We start from the raw sequence: 14,756 nt of genomic DNA, 5'->3' as shown, positions 1-14,756 counted from the left end.
CGGTCACCAGGTCACCGGCAGGGCGGTCAGCCCGCCGGTCAGGGTGCGCTTGTCGAAGGTCAGTTCCTCCACCGCACAGCCCAGTTCCAAGGTGGGGAAGCGGGCGGTGAGCCGGGAGAAGACGACCTGCAACTCGATGCGGGCCAACGGGGCGCCGACGCAGTAGCGGGCGCCGTGCCCGAAGGCCAGATGCGGCACGGCGGGCCGGTCGACGTCGAACCGGTCGGGATCGGCGAAGACGCCCGCGTCGTGGTTGGCCGCGCCGGTGTCCAGCAGCACCAGATCCCCGGCGCGCACCCGCACACCGGCGATGACCAGATCTTCGCGGGCGTAGCGCGGGATGCCGCCGCCGCCCAGGCTCGGCGCGCGCAGGATCTCCTCCACCGCGGCGTCGATCCGGGACGGGTCACCGACCAGGGCCTGCCACTGACCGGGAGTGGCCAGCAACCACAACACACCCCGCCCGATGGCGGTGACCGTGGTCTCGTGCCCGGCGAACAGCAGGAACATCCCCATCGCGGCAGCCTCGTCGTCACTCACCCCCTCCGTGGCCGCCAGCCGGGAGATCACATCGCCGTCCGCGTCACCTGCGGCGCGCTTGCGCGCCACCAGCTTCTGCCCGTACGCGAACAGCGCGCCCAATCCCTGGGCCGATCGGGCGCCGTCGGTGACGTCGGCCACCTCCCGCGTCCAGGCGCGAAACTGCTCGCGGTCCTCGTACGGGACGCCGAGCAGCTCACAGATGACCGCGATCGGCAGCGGCAGCGCCAGCGCGGCGTGCAGGTCGGCGGGCGGGGCGGCGTCGGCCAGTTCGTCAAGCAGCTGCGAGGTGAGCTGCTCGACGCGCCCTCGTAGGGCGCGCATCCGCTTGGGCGAGAAGTGGGGCTGCAGCAGCGAGCGCATCCGCTGGTGGTCGGCCCGCTCGGTGTCGAAACCGCCCAGCGGGCCGCCGAACAGCTCCGACTCGCCCGTGCGGGAGGCGCGTTCCGGCTCGGGATGGGCACGGCCGAGCCGGCTGTCGTCCAGCAGGGCGCGCACCTCCGCATATCCCGTCACCTGCCAGCCGGGGTCGCCGACGGCGGTGCGGATGGCGTGGATGGGGCCCGCCGCCTGCAACCGGCGCAGCAGCGGCGGCGGTTCCAGCGGTCCTGGCTGTTCGAACGGCAACTGTACGGGATCGGACACAGCTCCACCTGAAGTAGATTCGTTTTTGTAGACTCTAATGTATAAGAAGCTACATGTATACTTTGCCTTCTACAAGTGGAGGTCGGGATGAGCACCGAAGCGAGCCAGAGCGGGCACGAGGCCGGGCCGGGTCAACCAGTGCGCAGGCTGCGGCGCGCGGAGCGGCGCGAGCAGATCCTGGACGCGGCCACCCGTGCGTTCGCCCGCGCCGGATACGCGGCCACCGGCCTGGACGACATCGCCGCTGAGGCCGAGCTGACACGGGCGATGTTGTATCGGCACTTCGACTCCAAGGCCGACCTGTACCGGGCCGTCCTCGACCGCGCCTGCGCACGGCTGGCCGAGGCCACCGGCGCCGACGACTTCGACGAGAACTCCATTCCCGCCCTGCTGCGCGCCGCCACGGCCGACCCCGACGGGTTCAGGCTGCTGTTCCGCTACGCCGCCCGCGAGCCCGACTTCCGCGACCTGATCGACTCCATCACCGCCGTCTCCCGCGAGGTCGCCCGCCGCAACCTGGCCCGCGTCATCCCCGAGGGGCCCTGGCTGGACTGGGCCGCCAACCTGATCCCCGCCTTCACCCTGGAGGCCGTCATCGCCTGGCTGGACGCCGGCCGGCCCGACCCCGGCCAAGCCGCCGACCGCATCGCGGCGGCCGTGCACGGCGTCATGGCCGCCGCCCACCCCACCCCGCACCCACCTGCGTGACGGGCGAGATGTCGCTGTCCTCGGCTGATCTTGGTTGTTGAGGTGGTCAGAGGCTGGCAGGGGTGAGGCGGCCTTCGAAGGCGATCTGGAAGGCGGTCAAGGGTGCCTTCCAGCGCATGGTCCATCTCTTGCGGCCCTTGCCGGTCGGATCCAGACTCATCGGCGCCATGAAGACACGCGTCAGGACGGCGGTGCGGGTGTCGACGCTTTCGTCGGTGATGGAGGAGATGGTCTGCTTGGGCACCAGGGCGCCGTACACCTCGGCCAGGTGGCCGGAGAGCTCTCCATGGGTCAGGCCCCTGGCCGGCAAGGACAAGACCATCTCATCCCATCCCGGACAGCCGGCGCTGCCGCTTGCGCACCAGCGGGGGCTCGAAAGTGCCGCCGACATCGCGCGGCACCCGCACCTCCACCGGGCAGACATCGCGTCATGGCCGAGGTGATCGGTGATCTCGCCTTCCCGCCGACTCCAGCACCCACTTGGTCAGCTGCAGCCCGTAGCTGCGGGCCCCACTCACGAGCATCGAGATCAACTGCTCGTGTGTCAGCGACGGTCCTGCTCGGCAGGCAGTTCATTCATCGACGGCTGGCTTTGAACGAGTCCTCCGGCCCCAACGGAACGAGTCTTCTGGCCCCATCAGGCGATCCTGAGCGCAAACGACGAACGAATCTTTGACGTTGTCCCAGATCAGCACGATCGGCTCGCCGAGCGGCTTGTGGACGGCATCCCGCAGACGGGCGTAGTCGCCCTCGTTGAACCCTTTGCGTGCGTTCTTGCGACGCCGATAGATTCTCATGCGGTAGATGAACCGGGCCCGATGTCCCGGCTTGAGGCAGATCAGCCCGGCCAGGTTGACGCGTCCGGAGCCCTTGCCGGAGACGGTGACGATCGGGGTACAGCCACGGCGGGACCAGGTACGGGTCTTGGGCGGCGTCAGCGATTGCCCTGCTTCGTCGGCGAAGCAGATCCACGCTTCCTGGTCCCGCGCCGTTGTTCCGCCAACGGCCAAGTCTCCTTCACCCAGGTGGCGATCGCCTCCTCGTCTCGCTCGGCGGCGCGGCGCGATGCAGCAGGTAGGAGATCCCGCGCGGGGTGTAGGAGAGGTGGAACAACCTGCCGACCAGTACCGTCACCCGCCCCGATGTCCAACGCTGATCTTCGGTTCAGGCCCCACACGGCCGGACCGCCGTCCAACGCGGCCTCCAAGCGCTGCACCTGCGCTGGGCTGAACCGGCAGCGCTGCCCACCCGGCCCTTCGACGCCAGCGCCTCGACCCCTGCCGTGCGCCAGGCCCTGTGCCAGACGTAGGCCGACTTGCGGAAGACCCGCAACTTCTTGGCCACCTGAGGCGGTGACATGCCTGCGGCGAACAACCCGGCAATCTCCAAGCGGACCTCTTCACGCTCGGCCCGCGCCGCCGGGGTGAGACTGCCACCATCCGGATAACGGATTCCACCGGCATACTCCCGAACCCCTCCGAGAGCACGCAACCGCGCGGTGATACCTCAGTCCTTCAACCTCTGTAGCGCGGGTGACGTCAAAACAAAGCGCTTGTGAAGAATGCCTGGAATCCACCGACATCGCGACGAACGTCCGCACCACGCTCACCGAGATGCGCCGCCTGCTCAGCGTGCTCCGCGCCGACATCCCGGCCGCCCCAGAGATCGCGCCGCAACCAGGGCTGGCGCGGCTTGACGAGCTGATCGAGCACGATCGATGTCACCCTTTCCGCCGTACTTGGTCTGCCCCCTATCTACTGCTGTACGGCGAACTGGCTGGTCAGCTGCTTGGAGATCTGTCAGGAACGTCAGGCAAGTCGACCCCCAGCATGCCGGCGACCCTTTCGCCGCGCGGGTCTCTTGCGCTCCCGGTCAGCATGAGGTTCATCAGCGGGCCGCCGAGTGCCACCTTGCCGCGGCCACGGAGAGCGGCCAGGTGGGCCGTCCGCGTAGGCAGGAGGTGAAGATGCTCTTCTGTCGTCTGTCGGGCGATGGCCAGGGCCGCAGCGGGATGGTTGTCCAGAATGCTGTGCGCCAGCCCGTCGAAGGGCACGAGCACGCCGTGGGGAGTCAGGTCGCGGATCCGTTGCGCGACAGCCGGTATGGAGCGCAGGTCCCTGGCTCCGGACACGACGGCGACAGGCCAGGTGAAGTTTCGCAGGGCGGCGGGCGCGTCGATGGGTTCGCCGATGAAGGAGGGAAAGCGGTCGGCGATGGAGGCGAAGGGCAGGGCGGGGTCCAGGGGGAGGCCGTCCGGCTTCTGCGCGTAGGCCTCACGGAAGTTGATCGCTCCGGCGAGGTCGAACTCCATGACGTAAGGGCGTATCCGGGACAGCTCGCCGGTGACCAGGGCGGCCAGCCGATCCCAGAGGCGGCGCCTGCCTCTGCCCACCGCCATGAGCAGCTTGGACAGGAGCGGAACCCCGCCGATCTCGTAGACGAGCGGGACCACGACGGCCGTTTCGTCGTCCGTGACCTTTCCCGACTCCACCAGGGCGCGTAGCGCCGCTGCCACGCCTCTGGTCGTGGGGTCGTCCCCGTCCCACAACAACCGCCGCAGGTACGCCCGGCAGAGGTCGAAGTCGTCAACCGAGGCGTAGGTGGAGTCGAGCACCATGGCGGCCACGCGCTGCGGGTGGGTGGCGCCGAGCACCTGCGCGAGATAGCCACCGTAGGAGGTGCCGTAGACGACGGCGCGGTCCACGGCGCACGCGTCGAGCACCGCCACGAGATCCTCGACCGCCGCGGCGACGGTGAGATCCTCCCACCTCAGATCCACCCCGGCACGGTCACGACGGGAGAAGCCGACACCCCGATGCTCGACCATGATGACGTCGAACCCGCGGTTCGCGGCCATGCGCCGGAGCCGGCGATACGGCAGGACCGAGCCCATCCCCGGTCCACCCGGAATCACCAGCAGAGGCGTCGTCCCTCGCCGTCCCGCTCGCACATAGGCCACGTCGAGGTTGCCGCGCGGGACACGTTCAACGCCGTGGCGCCGATCACTGAGAATCTTCATGGCTTCAGGAAAAGCCATGACGCTACGTCAAGGTCAATTGCGCGGCGCCGGGGGTGTCGACCAAGGGGCTGTCCAGCCGTATCGCCTGTTGGGCCGCCTGGCTGCGGAGGGACATCGGTGCGCGATGCCGGCGACCACCACGTCCGGCTGCTGTCGGCGCGATCGCTGGTGCTGGAGGCGTTGGAGCGCTTGACCTTGACGTAGCGTTAATGTGTCCAATAAGGACATGAGGATCAGCGAGCTTGCCACGCTGGTCGGGGTGTCCGCCCGGACCGTGCGCCACTACCACCACCTGGAACTTCTCCCCGAGCCCGAACGGCTGGCCAACGGTTACCGGGAGTACCAGTTGCGGGACGCGGTGGCTCTCGCGCGCGTGCGCCGGCTGGCCGAGCTGGGCCTGTCCCTGGACGAGATCCGCGACGTCCTGGCCGGCCAGGGCCGGGAGCTGCCGCAAGTGCTCAAGGAGCTGGACGCCGACCTGGCTGCGCAGCAGGAGACGATCAGCCACAGACGGGCTCGGCTGGCCGCGCTGCTGGCGGAGGTGGACGTGCATCCCGACTCGGCGGTGTCGCCCGACATGGCGGCCGTGCTGCGCGATCTCCCCGCCGGGGATTCCAAGTCCGCTGAAATCGACCGCGAGCTGCTGGCCCTGATGGACACCGTGGCTGACCCTGCCGATCGGGCCGTATTCCTCGATCTGTACCGCCCGCTCACCGAGCCCGAGGCGGTCGCGCGGGGACACGCCCTCTACGCCCGGTTGGACGAGCTCGCCGACGCCGGCCCCGACGACTCCCGCGTCAGCACGCTCGCCGCCGACCTCGCCGCTTACATTCCCGACGAGATGGCGACGGCGATGGTCGCGAACCTGGACTCGGCTCCCGATCACATGCGCCCGCCGGGCACCGACCCGGTGGAGAACGCGGGTGGCGGGCAGTGGCTGAGGACGATGTACGCCGACGTGTCCGCCGCCCAGGCCGAGGTGCTCCGGCTGCTCATGATCAAGCTGACGGAGCGAAGGTGATGCTGAGGATCGCGCGCGCCGCGCTGTTCGCCATGGTCCCCCGTGGAGCTGCTGGTCACGGTCCTGCTCGTGGCCGGCGTGTCACTGCCCGCCCGCTGATCGTGATCGCCGAGGCGGCCGTCGTCGCGGTGCTCGCCCTGGAGGCGACGACCCGGTACCGCCTGTTCGGAGCGGAGCGCAGGGGCGGCGCGAACCGACGAACGGCATTGCGGGCGGCCTTCCGCCGGTTGGTCCCCGATCAGGTTCGACGGATCGTGGCGTTCGATCTGCAGGGCATGGTCAGCCTGGCCTTGTGGATCGCACGACGCCGGGCGCGGGGAGTCCGGTTGGGGTAGGCCGGCCTCGGGGTAGGTGGTATCCGACATGCCGGAGCTGTGGTCGAGCAGCTGGCGAATGGTGATCTGCTCGGCTCTGGGGCCGGCCATGGTGAAGGGCTCCCGCTCGGGTCGAACCGACCGGAGCAATGTAACGCTGGGTAATCGTTGGCGGGCTGGTCAGGCGTCCGCAGAGGCGGGCAGGCTCGGCAGTGCGGCTGGATGCGTCAGTAGGCCGGTCTCGATGATTTCTCGCGCCGTCTGCGGATCGTTTCGATCAATCTGGCCATCTCGGTCAGATGCTGCTCGCGGGCCGCCGCGAAAGCGCGCACCTGATCCCGCAGCGGTCCCAGGTCCGCGGCAATCGGGAAGCGCAGCACGGCATGCTCAGCCACGCCTGCTCACCTCTCCCTCACCAGGGCGAACCCTCCCAAGCTTCCCATCAGCGGCACTCCGATGCGAGGTCAGCACCGCCGTCAGCGCCAGCGTCGTCACGGCGAAGGTCATGCTGGGTGAACAGGTCCAGCGACGTAGCGGTTGCGTGTGCCGTCGCGTGACACCTCGATGTAGCCGGCCGCGCGCAGGTCGCTGATGATGCCTGTGACGGCGCGCGGGGTGATGCCGATGGCGCGGGCGATGTCGCTGGGTGGCCTGCTGCGGGGAAGAACGGGTACATGTACCCCGGGCCGCATCCGGTGGGCCGAGGTCGTCGAACAGGCCCGCCCGATTGTCGCCGCCCACGAGGGCGGAGTGACGCTGCGGCAGTGCTTCTACCACCTGGCCGTGACCGGCATCATCCCGAACACCGCGGCGGCCTACCGCAAGCTTCGACTACGGCCTGCCCGTCCTGGCGCTGCGCGGCTTTTCCAGCGAGACCTATGTGCGGCGGGTCCGCGAGCGCCTGGCCGCCGATCCGCGCCTGGCTGTGCTGGCCTACGTCGGCGATCACGACGCCGGCGGCGAGGCGATCCTGACCGACTGGCTCGCCCGAACCAGCGGTTGCTGGTTGGCCGTGGAACAGGTCGCGCTCACCCGCGAGCAAGTGCTCGAGTACGGGCTGCCGGCAGCGCCGGGCAAGGCGAGCGACCCGCGCTGGCCCGCGTTCGCCGCCCGCCACGCCCTGGACCCGGCCGCGCCCACTCAGTGGGAGGCCGAAGCGCTCGACCTCGCCGGGCTCAGTGGGGACGAGCGGACGCAGCTCGCCGGCCTGCTCCAACAACTCGCCGCCACGCTGGCCGAAGGCGACGACTAAGGTCCGTGCCCGGTCCCTGCGATGACGCCTTGCAGGTCGAGGATGCGACACGTTCGTACAAGGTCTGACCGCGATCGCGCCGCACCATTGACATGCGCACGCAGAAACTCGAACTCTTCATGGAAAGGCGTGGTCCATGAGAAACGCAATCAAAGCAGTCGGTGCCGGCGCCGCAGCGGTGGCCATGATGGCCATCTCCGTCGCTCCCGCCCATGCCGATTCGGCGTGGGGAGGGGAGTACAAGGGGTGCAGCAACTATGTCGTGTTCGACCGCGAGGGCGGGCGCATGTTCGGGATCGGCATGGTGACGTGCAACAAGCCCCAGGCGATCATGCGGCCGGAGATCGTCGTCTGGGCCCGCAACAAGATCTACAAAAAGATCGAAGGCTGTGCCAAGGCCGGCCGGGGACCCACGTACTGCCAGACCGACAAACTGTACGTGCCCTACGAGCCGGGCTACCGCTACCAGGCGTACAACGCCGGCACCACCAACTTCGACTACGTCTGGCCGACCTGGACCCACGCCCGCGTCTATGTGACCCGGTGACCGTGGCCCCAGATCGTTCGTATGGCTGTGGGCGGCCACAGCCCGGCAGTGGGAAGCCGTCCGGACCGGACGGCTTCCCGTCTTCCGTCTTCCCGTAGAAGCGGCTAACAGGTTGCGCGCTCTGCCGCCGTGGCCTGAGTCCCTGAGCCGCAGGACGATGCTGTGTCAGTACCAGCGCTGGTAGTCGTTCGGGTTGTTCAGGTCGCATCGCCACAGTCCGACCGGGCTGCCGCTGCCTTGCCAGCGCGAGGAGTACCCGTCCAGGCAGGCGTACCACTGGCTCACCGGAGAGGCCAGAGCGAGACTGGAGCCATTGCTGTAGAGCCTGAAGGTCTGGCCGCCGGCGGCGCCGTCCTTGCAGTCGTAGACGTTGAACTGCCAGCCGAGTTGGCCGTCGGCGGATTCGGGGTAGTCGAGGCAGCGTCCTGAGGCCTGGTTGACGAGCTCCCATCCGTAGTAGGCGGTGGAGCTGTAGTACCGCCACCGCCACTGCTCGGTGATGCCGCGGTTGCAGATCCAGAAGCCGACCGGCGAGTTGTTCGCCCCGTTGCCGCTGGCGAAGTTGTCCAGGCAGTAGGAGTCTCCGTAGGCGCGTACGTGGAAGAAGAACGGATCAGAGTCGTAGACGGTGACTCCGCCCGTCAGTCGCCGCCCGCCGACTCCGTCCGCGACGCTCTTCTTGACCTGCTCGTACGCCTCGACCGCTGAGACGGTGGGAGGCTCCGCGGCCGAGGCGGGAGCCGCCCCGAACCAGACGATGAGTACCGCGATGACGATGGCCAAGGACCTCATGCCACGCCTTTCTCTGGGGGGTTTGTCTGACCTCAGAATGCGGCGAGATCACCTGCGCGGCTTGTACGAACGTGTCGATCAAGAGAACGGGCACCTCTCAGCCCAGGGCTGGTGCGCGGCAAGAAGGGCAGTGGTGTTCTACCAGCGCTACCTGACCGTGGGGTCTGCGGTGCGCCACGTCAGCGTGGAAGACGCCCGGGTGCGAATGCCCTCGCGGCTGGGCGCGTGAGTGGCTCCAATATCTTTGCCATCACGGCCGAGCCGGCGGTGGCTCCTTCACGACCGCTTGCCGCGGAGCGGCATACCGAGGTGGACGGATCCACTTGCGGTGCGAGTGCGATCAGTACTCCGGTCGAGACTGGCAAGCTTCTCCTTGGCCTTGGTGAGGCTGACCTGAAGGCCGTGGACTTCACCGAGCCAGCCGTTGATGCGCGCTTCTGAGATGCGCTCGGTCAAATTGTGAATGATCTCGATGAAACCGGCCTCGTTGCTTGGGCGAGACCCGGAGCATCGGACATCTCAAACATGAATGTTCATGCTGGCAAGGGGTTCCGGCGGAAGTCGTGCGGCGCGAAGTGCAGGGGCTGTCCGGCCTGGTGCGGCGGCACCGAGCCGACGACCAGGTTGGTGGTCAGCGCCATGGACGGCGCGACGGCCGGATACAGCACCGTGAAGCCGGCGACCAGCAGTGGCAGTCCGCCGGCGGCGCCGACCTGGTTGAGCATCAGGTAGCCGATCAGTTGGATGGCCAGCCCGGCCGCGATCAGGTAGCCGGGGCGGGTACGCCGGGCCAGGACCGGCGAGGCGGTGGAGGCGACCACCAGCAGGGCCGCGCCGGGCAGCACCCACAGGCCCTCCACCAGCTGCGGGTACTGGGTGAACAGCAGGTAGATGCCGCCCAGGGCGCCGCCGACGGCGCGGTTGGCGAACAGCCGCACGTCCAGCAGCAGCTCGCTCAGGCGCAGCTGGCGCACGATGAACCAGGCGCCGAACGCCAGCCCGGCCACGATGCCAGCCAGCGCCGGGATGAGGGAGTCAGGCCTGGCCAGTTCCTTGACGCCGTAGACGATCGGCAGCAGCGTCGCCAGCGACAGCGCCACGCTGAACAGGTCGAGGCGCCCCGCCGTCGGGTTTCGGGGTTGGCCTCCAGCAGCGCCCCGCCGATCACCGGCCCGAGCGCGGTGCCGACGGAGATGCCGCCCGACCAGATGCCGACCGCGAGGCCGCGCTGGCGCGGGTCGGTGTACGTGGAGAAGATCAGCCCGAGGGTGGCGGGCATCTGGGTGGCCGCGGCGATGCCGAGCACGGCCCGCCAGACGATCATCAGGGTGGGGTCGGAGGTGGTGGCGGTGATCAGTGAGACACCGGCGAAGACGGCAGCGCCCGCGATCAGCAACCTGCGGTGGCCGATCCACGCACGGGGTATCGACCGCGGACCAAATCCCCGATCACCAGATCGACGCGCTCATCCGCGCGGGCGTCGATCTGGAGCACACCCATCTCGACCGGGCCTCCGGCGCGAAGGCCTCCCGCCCGGAGCTCGATCTCGTCCTGCAACTGCTGCGCGAGGGCGACACCCTGAAGGTCACCCGCCTGGACCGGCTGTCGCGGTCGGTACTGCACCTGGTGACGCTCGGGGCGGACCTACGGACGCGGAAGATCGGCATGCACGTGATTGAGCAGGGCATCGACACCGAGACCACCGAAGGCCGGGCGATGTTCGAAATGCTGAGCGTCCTGGCCGAGCCGCAGCGCGAGCTGATCGTGGCGAACACGGTGGATGGTTGGCCTCGGTGCGGGCCCGCGGCCGGGTCGGCGGCCGTCGCCCCCGGCTGACCGAGGACCAAGCGGCGCTTGCCCTGGAGCTCTACGACGCCCGCGTCAAGACGGTCCAGCAGATCGCCGACCTGTTCGGTGTGCCGCGGTCCACGGTGTACGGACACCTGAACAAAGAGGCAACGGTGCCACGCCAGTCGAAGAAGAAGGCAGTCACGCAGGATTCGTGACCAGCGGATCAATCGCAAATGGCGGCTGGTGGTAGCAGCCTTACGGATGGGCCGTCAGGGGGGCCACCGGAATACGGCAGATACGGGCCGCGTGCTTGATCACCGCCACTGGGGTCTTGGCGTTCATGCTGGTTGGTGACGGTTTCCGGGTTCGGGGCGGCGCGGTCTTTGGCTCGGTGAGTCAGCCATGGGGGAGTGCGTCCGGCGTTGTCGGCAGGGCCGGGGGTGTCCAGTCCCATAGGGGGCCGAGCGTGCGGGGTGCGAGGCGCGCCCAGAGTGTTGAGGGAGTGAGCTGAAGGGCGAGAGCGGTCAAGGCGTGGGTGATCGGCCCGGCGTTGATCACTTGATGACCGGCCTGGCGGGCGTTGCGGGCGGTGGCCTGGGTACGGGGGCGGCGCTGGGCATCGTAGGCGTCCAGTGCCGCGGGGACGGAAGCGTTGGCGGCGAGGGCGGCGGCCAGGACGACGGCGTCTTCGATCGATTGGCCGGCGCCTTGGCCGCGATCAGGGCTCATGGCGTGGGCGGCGTCGCCGAGCAGGGCGATCCGGCCGCTGGTGTAGGCAGGCAGATCGGGCAGGTCGTGGATGTCGAGGTGGCGGACCAGTTCGGGCGGTGTGGCCTCCAGGAGGGCGGGGATCGGGGCGTGCCAGCCGGAGACGCGTTGCCGCACTTGCTCAAGTTCGTCGTCGAAGCGGAGGCCGGGCTGGTCGGCGGTGGTGCCCAGCGCCCAGTAGATCTGGTGCGGCGCGACGGGGTGGATGAGGAAGTAGCAGCCGCGGCCCAGGGTCATGCTGCCACCCACCGGGACGGAGGTGTCGGCCAGACCGAGCCAGGAGGTGTAGCCGAGGAAGCGCGGGGCGGCAGCGTGCGGCCACAGCAGGCGGCGGGTGAGGCTGTGGATGCCGTCGGCGCCGACGACCAGGTCGGCGTCCTGCCGACCGGCGGCGTGGGTGACGGTCACCTTCTCGGAGTCCTGGGCCAGGCCGGTGACCTCGACGCCGGTGTGCACCACGTCCTCGGGCAGCGCCTGTCGGAGCAGCCGGTGCAGGGCGGCCCGGCGGAAGGCGCGCAGCGGCGGGTTCTGGCCGGTGGGGGCGCGCATCAGGTGGTGACCCGAGGGCAGGCGCATGGTGTGGGTGGCCCAGGTCGGCATGCTCGCCGCTTCGGCCTGTCCGGCCAGGCCGAGTTCGGCCAGGGCGCGCATCGCGTTGGGCGATTGCGACAGGCCGGCGCCCACCTCGCCGAAGGCGTGCACGCGCTCCAGCACATCCACCTGCCAGCCGATGCGGCGCAGAGCGACGGCGGCGGCCAGACCGCCGATGCCGCCCCCGATCACGATCGCGTGACCGGTCATGAATCCTCCTTGTTCAGGGGTGGGGCCTGTTCGAACACCTTGGCCATCCAGGCGAAGGTGCTGTGCGCTTGACGGACGCGTGCGGCCCGTTCGTCGTCGGGGCCGACCAGTTCGAGGCCCTGGCGGGTGATGTCGAGGAACGAGGCGATCCCCGCCACTTGTTTCTGCACCACCGCCTGCCAGGCGTCGTCGGCCATCCGGTAGTACATGGTGCGATCGCCCGGCCGGGTCCGCCAGGTGAGGAAGCCCATGCCGGTCAGCAACCGCAGGTTCATGGTCAAGGACGCGCGGCTGGCGCCGATGGCGGCGCTGATCTGGCCGGCCGACTGCTCCGGCGGATCGCAGACCATCAGCCAGCCCAGGATCCGCCCGGCGATCGGCGGCACGCCATCGCGTGCCAGGTGCATGGCGACCTGCTCAGCCCATTCCAACAGTTGTTCGTCGTCGGCCAATGAATCCCCCTTTTCGCGAGTTTCAGTATGAGCTAAAATCTGTGTATCCAACAACATGGTGAGCCGGGAAGTCTGGTCGGCCCGCGACGCGCGTCGCGGAGAAGGAGGGCTTTCCCCATGTTCATCACATGGACGCTGCGCTGCGGCGTGGCCGCCGGTGTCCTGGTTCCGGCAGTGCTGTGGGGCGACGGCGCCACCCGTCCCGGCTACAGCCTGTGGCATCATGGCGCCAGCCAGCTCGGCACGGGCGAGCGCGCCTGGTTGCAGACCGCCAACTCCCTGCTCGGCGCTCTGCTCCTAGGCCTGTTCGCCATCGGCCTGCGACGGGCCCTGCACTCCGGCCGCGGCGCCACCTGGGGACCCGTCCTCATCGCCACCGCAGCCGTCGGCCTGGCCGTGGCTGGACTGGTGCCCACCGACCCCGCCCTCGGCTACCCGCCCGGACAGCCGGAAGGCATCACCGCCGCCGGAGGCGTTCACCAAGCGGCAGGGCTCGCCCTGTTCGCGGGCCTCAGCGGCGCCGCCTTCGTCCTGGCCCGACGCTTGGGCGCGGCCAGTCGCGCCCGGGCGCGCCATCTGCGCGCCTCAGGTTCTCTCGTCATCATCTTCGCCTTCGCCGCCGGCATCGCCTACCGCCTCGACACGCTCGGCATCTGGCGGCCCGCTCCGGCCGGTCTGCTCGAGCACCTCGCCCTGCTGGCCGGATTCTGCTGGATCATCGCCGTCGCCGCAGGGTTGCTCCGCCACCCAGCCGATATGCCGACAGAACCGGCTAAGTCCGGCATTTGACATGCCAGCCGCACGGCCTGCCGCGCCTTGACGGAGCCTCCGGAGTCCTGGACCTACCGGCTGGCGGCGAGCGCGGCGCAGGCCGTGCTGCGGGAGATCTTCAGAATGCGGGCAGCCTCGGTGACGCTGACGCCTTCGTCGGCGAGGTGGCGCAGCACGGCCGGCTCGGCTGGGCCGACCGCACGGGGGCGGCCGGTCTTCTTGCCGGGCAGCATGGTGCCAGCGGCTTCGCGGCGCCTGGCGGCGGCGACCGTCGGCTTGACGCTCGGCGCGCGGCTCCAGCGTCACGCTGTGGAACAGCTTCTACGTCGATAAGGCTTTGGGTGCTCTGCAGAGGGCGGGCTACCCGCTTGCGGAGGAGGATGTCGCCCGCTTGTCGCCGTTCGGCCGCCGGCACATCAACGTGATCGGCACCTACACTTTCGCGCTGCCCGATCTCGGCCCGGGGAGTGTGCGGGAGCTGCGAAACCCGGACGAGCCCGAGTGGGGGCGACTGACGTCGACGTCAACCGCGCGGTTGTCCAAGCGCGTTGAGGCGGCGCAGCACGACCAGTTGCCCAGCCTGCTTCGGTCTGCCCGGCGCTCCAGGTGGGGCGTCAGGCCGCGTGTCGCGATTCCACCGGCAAGGGGCGGCCTCAGCGGTTGCCGGGGCGCCGGCGTGCGTCGGCGTCCACCGGGCGGGGGTGGTCGCTGACTCGCAGGGCATAGGTGGGCTGCTGGCGGTTGGGGAGCGGGCCGAGGTAGCTGTGGCCGGTCAGAGGGCACCAGGCGGGCAGGTCGAGGGGCGCGGCCGGGCCGGTGGTGATGACGTGCACGATCGTGCCGGGCTCGCCTGGTCGGCGAGGTCGCGGGCGGCCAAGGCGGCGGCGGTGCCGAGCGCGGCGGCCAGGACGGCGTCATCGCGATTGCCGCGCTGGTCGTGCCGCTGCCTCGGCGGGAAGCGGCGTGAAGAGGGAATGCCGGCCCGGCCCTCAGGCACCTGCTATCACCGCGGCGCCCAGCCCCAGCAGGACGACGCCGGTGGTCACGCTGAGCCCCCGCAGGACGGCCGGCCGCGATACCAGGGCGCGCCCTCGCCTGACGGCCCAGGTGAGCAACATGTACCAGGAGGCGCTGACGAGCGCCCACAGGGCTCCCAGGGCGACGGTCGACAGGAACACCGGGCCTTTCGCGGTCACGAACTGGGGCAGTACCGAGACGGCGAACACGCCCGCCTTGGGATTGCCGAGGTTGGTGATCAGGCCGGTGAGATATCCGCCCGCGAAGCCAGTGCTGCGCGCCCTCGCCTGACGGATATCTCACCGGCCTGATCACCAA

At 69.5% G+C, this 14,756-nt stretch carries 24 protein-coding genes and 3 pseudogenes; 10 read left to right on the top strand and 17 right to left on the bottom strand.

Features of this window, described 5'->3' with window-relative positions; translation table 11 throughout:
• Window positions 1–3: 3 nt before the first annotated feature.
• A complete protein-coding gene (locus ADY59_RS13005) occupies window positions 4–1,185 on the bottom strand; it encodes a cytochrome P450 (protein WP_082310067.1) in 1,182 nt (393 codons plus the stop codon).
• A gap of 87 nt (window positions 1,186–1,272) precedes the next feature.
• Between ADY59_RS13005 and ADY59_RS13000 the strand changes: the two genes are divergently transcribed.
• The gene (locus tag ADY59_RS13000; RefSeq protein WP_049561943.1) at window positions 1,273–1,893 is read left to right on the top strand and encodes a TetR/AcrR family transcriptional regulator; all 621 of its coding nucleotides are present in this window, start codon (window positions 1,273–1,275) and stop codon (window positions 1,891–1,893) included.
• Window positions 1,894–2,083: 190 nt separating this feature from the next.
• On the opposite strand, the pseudogene ADY59_RS52520 reads toward ADY59_RS13000, so the two are convergent.
• The 6 genes and pseudogenes from ADY59_RS52520 to ADY59_RS12990 all read right to left on the bottom strand — a co-directional run.
• Window positions 2,084–2,309, bottom strand: a pseudogene (locus ADY59_RS52520) (transposase); the annotation flags it as partial.
• A 156-nt stretch (window positions 2,310–2,465) separates the two neighbouring features.
• Complete coding sequence (locus tag ADY59_RS49855) at window positions 2,466–2,903, bottom strand: transposase (protein WP_156325451.1); 438 nt, start codon at window positions 2,901–2,903, stop codon at window positions 2,466–2,468.
• Window positions 2,904–2,910: 7 nt separating this feature from the next.
• Window positions 2,911–3,042, bottom strand: a pseudogene (locus ADY59_RS53985) (winged helix-turn-helix domain-containing protein); the annotation flags it as partial.
• A gap of 15 nt (window positions 3,043–3,057) precedes the next feature.
• On the bottom strand, window positions 3,058–3,384 hold the full coding sequence (locus tag ADY59_RS53980) for a helix-turn-helix domain-containing protein (protein ID WP_442937698.1): 327 nt from the start codon (window positions 3,382–3,384) through the stop codon (window positions 3,058–3,060).
• Between the two features lie 47 nt (window positions 3,385–3,431).
• Complete coding sequence (locus tag ADY59_RS49850; protein WP_156325450.1) at window positions 3,432–3,617, bottom strand: hypothetical protein; 186 nt, start codon at window positions 3,615–3,617, stop codon at window positions 3,432–3,434.
• Between the two features lie 56 nt (window positions 3,618–3,673).
• On the bottom strand, window positions 3,674–4,912 hold the full coding sequence (locus tag ADY59_RS12990) for an alpha/beta hydrolase (protein WP_269433590.1): 1,239 nt from the start codon (window positions 4,910–4,912) through the stop codon (window positions 3,674–3,676).
• A gap of 226 nt (window positions 4,913–5,138) precedes the next feature.
• Here ADY59_RS12990 and ADY59_RS12985 point away from each other — a divergent pair, with 226 nt between their 5' ends.
• Window positions 5,139–5,933, top strand: coding sequence for a MerR family transcriptional regulator (locus ADY59_RS12985; protein WP_049561939.1), 795 nt, complete (start codon window positions 5,139–5,141; stop codon window positions 5,931–5,933).
• Complete coding sequence (locus ADY59_RS12980; RefSeq protein WP_156325449.1) at window positions 5,933–6,268, top strand: hypothetical protein; 336 nt, start codon at window positions 5,933–5,935, stop codon at window positions 6,266–6,268. Before ADY59_RS12985 ends, ADY59_RS12980 begins: the two co-directional genes overlap by 1 nt.
• Window positions 6,269–6,474: 206 nt before the next feature.
• On the opposite strand, the gene ADY59_RS49845 is transcribed toward ADY59_RS12980, so the two are convergent.
• A complete protein-coding gene (locus ADY59_RS49845) occupies window positions 6,475–6,642 on the bottom strand; it encodes a hypothetical protein (protein ID WP_156325448.1) in 168 nt (55 codons plus the stop codon).
• 485 nt (window positions 6,643–7,127) lie between these two features.
• On the opposite strand from ADY59_RS49845, the gene ADY59_RS12975 reads away from it, so the two are divergent.
• Entirely contained in the window at window positions 7,128–7,499 is a 372-nt protein-coding gene (locus tag ADY59_RS12975; protein WP_049561932.1) for a hypothetical protein, read from the top strand.
• 136 nt (window positions 7,500–7,635) lie between these two features.
• Window positions 7,636–8,046, top strand: a complete 411-nt coding sequence (locus ADY59_RS12970) for a hypothetical protein (protein ID WP_156325447.1) — start codon at window positions 7,636–7,638, stop codon at window positions 8,044–8,046.
• A gap of 165 nt (window positions 8,047–8,211) precedes the next feature.
• Here ADY59_RS12970 and ADY59_RS12965 read toward each other — a convergent pair whose 3' ends face one another.
• Entirely contained in the window at window positions 8,212–8,829 is a 618-nt protein-coding gene (locus tag ADY59_RS12965) for an RICIN domain-containing protein (RefSeq protein ID WP_049561930.1), read from the bottom strand.
• On the opposite strand from ADY59_RS12965, the gene ADY59_RS51290 reads away from it, so the two are divergent.
• The gene (locus ADY59_RS51290) at window positions 8,816–9,067 is read left to right on the top strand and encodes a hypothetical protein (protein ID WP_197093597.1); all 252 of its coding nucleotides are present in this window, start codon (window positions 8,816–8,818) and stop codon (window positions 9,065–9,067) included. The genes ADY59_RS12965 and ADY59_RS51290 overlap by 14 nt on opposite strands.
• Before the next feature lie 47 nt (window positions 9,068–9,114).
• On the opposite strand, the gene ADY59_RS48640 is transcribed toward ADY59_RS51290, so the two are convergent.
• The 3 genes and pseudogenes from ADY59_RS48640 to ADY59_RS53975 form a co-directional block, all read right to left on the bottom strand.
• On the bottom strand, window positions 9,115–9,294 hold the full coding sequence (locus tag ADY59_RS48640; protein WP_197093596.1) for a hypothetical protein: 180 nt from the start codon (window positions 9,292–9,294) through the stop codon (window positions 9,115–9,117).
• Window positions 9,295–9,371: 77 nt separating this feature from the next.
• Window positions 9,372–9,938, bottom strand: a complete 567-nt coding sequence (locus ADY59_RS52515) for a hypothetical protein (protein ID WP_053174715.1) — start codon at window positions 9,936–9,938, stop codon at window positions 9,372–9,374.
• Between the two features lie 104 nt (window positions 9,939–10,042).
• Window positions 10,043–10,234, bottom strand: a pseudogene (locus ADY59_RS53975) (MFS transporter); the annotation flags it as partial.
• Between ADY59_RS53975 and ADY59_RS12955 the strand changes: the two are divergent.
• The gene (locus ADY59_RS12955) at window positions 10,195–10,674 is read left to right on the top strand and encodes a recombinase family protein (protein ID WP_197093594.1); all 480 of its coding nucleotides are present in this window, start codon (window positions 10,195–10,197) and stop codon (window positions 10,672–10,674) included. The pseudogene ADY59_RS53975 and the gene ADY59_RS12955 overlap by 40 nt on opposite strands.
• The gene (locus tag ADY59_RS51280; protein ID WP_197093593.1) at window positions 10,632–10,844 is read left to right on the top strand and encodes a helix-turn-helix domain-containing protein; all 213 of its coding nucleotides are present in this window, start codon (window positions 10,632–10,634) and stop codon (window positions 10,842–10,844) included. The genes ADY59_RS12955 and ADY59_RS51280 overlap by 43 nt, the downstream gene beginning before the upstream one ends.
• A gap of 181 nt (window positions 10,845–11,025) precedes the next feature.
• Here the strand turns inward: ADY59_RS51280 and ADY59_RS12950 are convergent, their stop codons facing one another.
• Window positions 11,026–12,198 (bottom strand): FAD-dependent monooxygenase, encoded by a 1,173-nt coding sequence (locus tag ADY59_RS12950; RefSeq protein WP_049561929.1) that lies wholly within the window; start codon window positions 12,196–12,198, stop codon window positions 11,026–11,028.
• On the bottom strand, window positions 12,195–12,650 hold the full coding sequence (locus tag ADY59_RS12945) for a GbsR/MarR family transcriptional regulator (RefSeq protein ID WP_063780652.1): 456 nt from the start codon (window positions 12,648–12,650) through the stop codon (window positions 12,195–12,197). The genes ADY59_RS12950 and ADY59_RS12945 overlap by 4 nt, the downstream gene beginning before the upstream one ends.
• A 117-nt stretch (window positions 12,651–12,767) precedes the next feature.
• On the opposite strand from ADY59_RS12945, the gene ADY59_RS12940 reads away from it, so the two are divergent.
• Window positions 12,768–13,439: a DUF998 domain-containing protein gene (locus ADY59_RS12940; RefSeq protein WP_049561926.1), complete on the top strand. Its 672-nt coding sequence runs from the start codon at window positions 12,768–12,770 to the stop codon at window positions 13,437–13,439.
• A 53-nt stretch (window positions 13,440–13,492) separates the two neighbouring features.
• Here the strand turns inward: ADY59_RS12940 and ADY59_RS49840 are convergent, their stop codons facing one another.
• Window positions 13,493–13,654 (bottom strand): helix-turn-helix domain-containing protein, encoded by a 162-nt coding sequence (locus tag ADY59_RS49840; protein WP_156325446.1) that lies wholly within the window; start codon window positions 13,652–13,654, stop codon window positions 13,493–13,495.
• A 74-nt stretch (window positions 13,655–13,728) separates the two neighbouring features.
• On the opposite strand from ADY59_RS49840, the gene ADY59_RS53970 reads away from it, so the two are divergent.
• Window positions 13,729–14,133, top strand: a complete 405-nt coding sequence (locus tag ADY59_RS53970; protein ID WP_156325465.1) for a Tn3 family transposase — start codon at window positions 13,729–13,731, stop codon at window positions 14,131–14,133.
• Here the strand turns inward: ADY59_RS53970 and ADY59_RS12935 are convergent.
• Both ADY59_RS12935 and ADY59_RS12930 read right to left on the bottom strand, forming a co-directional pair.
• On the bottom strand, window positions 14,075–14,254 hold the full coding sequence (locus ADY59_RS12935; protein WP_053174712.1) for a sulfurtransferase TusA family protein: 180 nt from the start codon (window positions 14,252–14,254) through the stop codon (window positions 14,075–14,077). The two genes, ADY59_RS53970 and ADY59_RS12935, sit on opposite strands and share 59 nt — an antisense overlap.
• A gap of 156 nt (window positions 14,255–14,410) precedes the next feature.
• Entirely contained in the window at window positions 14,411–14,680 is a 270-nt protein-coding gene (locus tag ADY59_RS12930; protein ID WP_269433592.1) for a LysE family translocator, read from the bottom strand.
• Between the last annotated feature and the right edge of the window lie 76 nt (window positions 14,681–14,756).

This window comes from Nonomuraea sp. SBT364 (genome assembly GCF_001083785.1).
Classification (GTDB): domain Bacteria; phylum Actinomycetota; class Actinomycetes; order Streptosporangiales; family Streptosporangiaceae; genus Nonomuraea.
The sequence above is the reverse complement of the archived record's forward strand: the minus strand, read 5'-3'. Positions and strand labels throughout refer to the sequence as shown.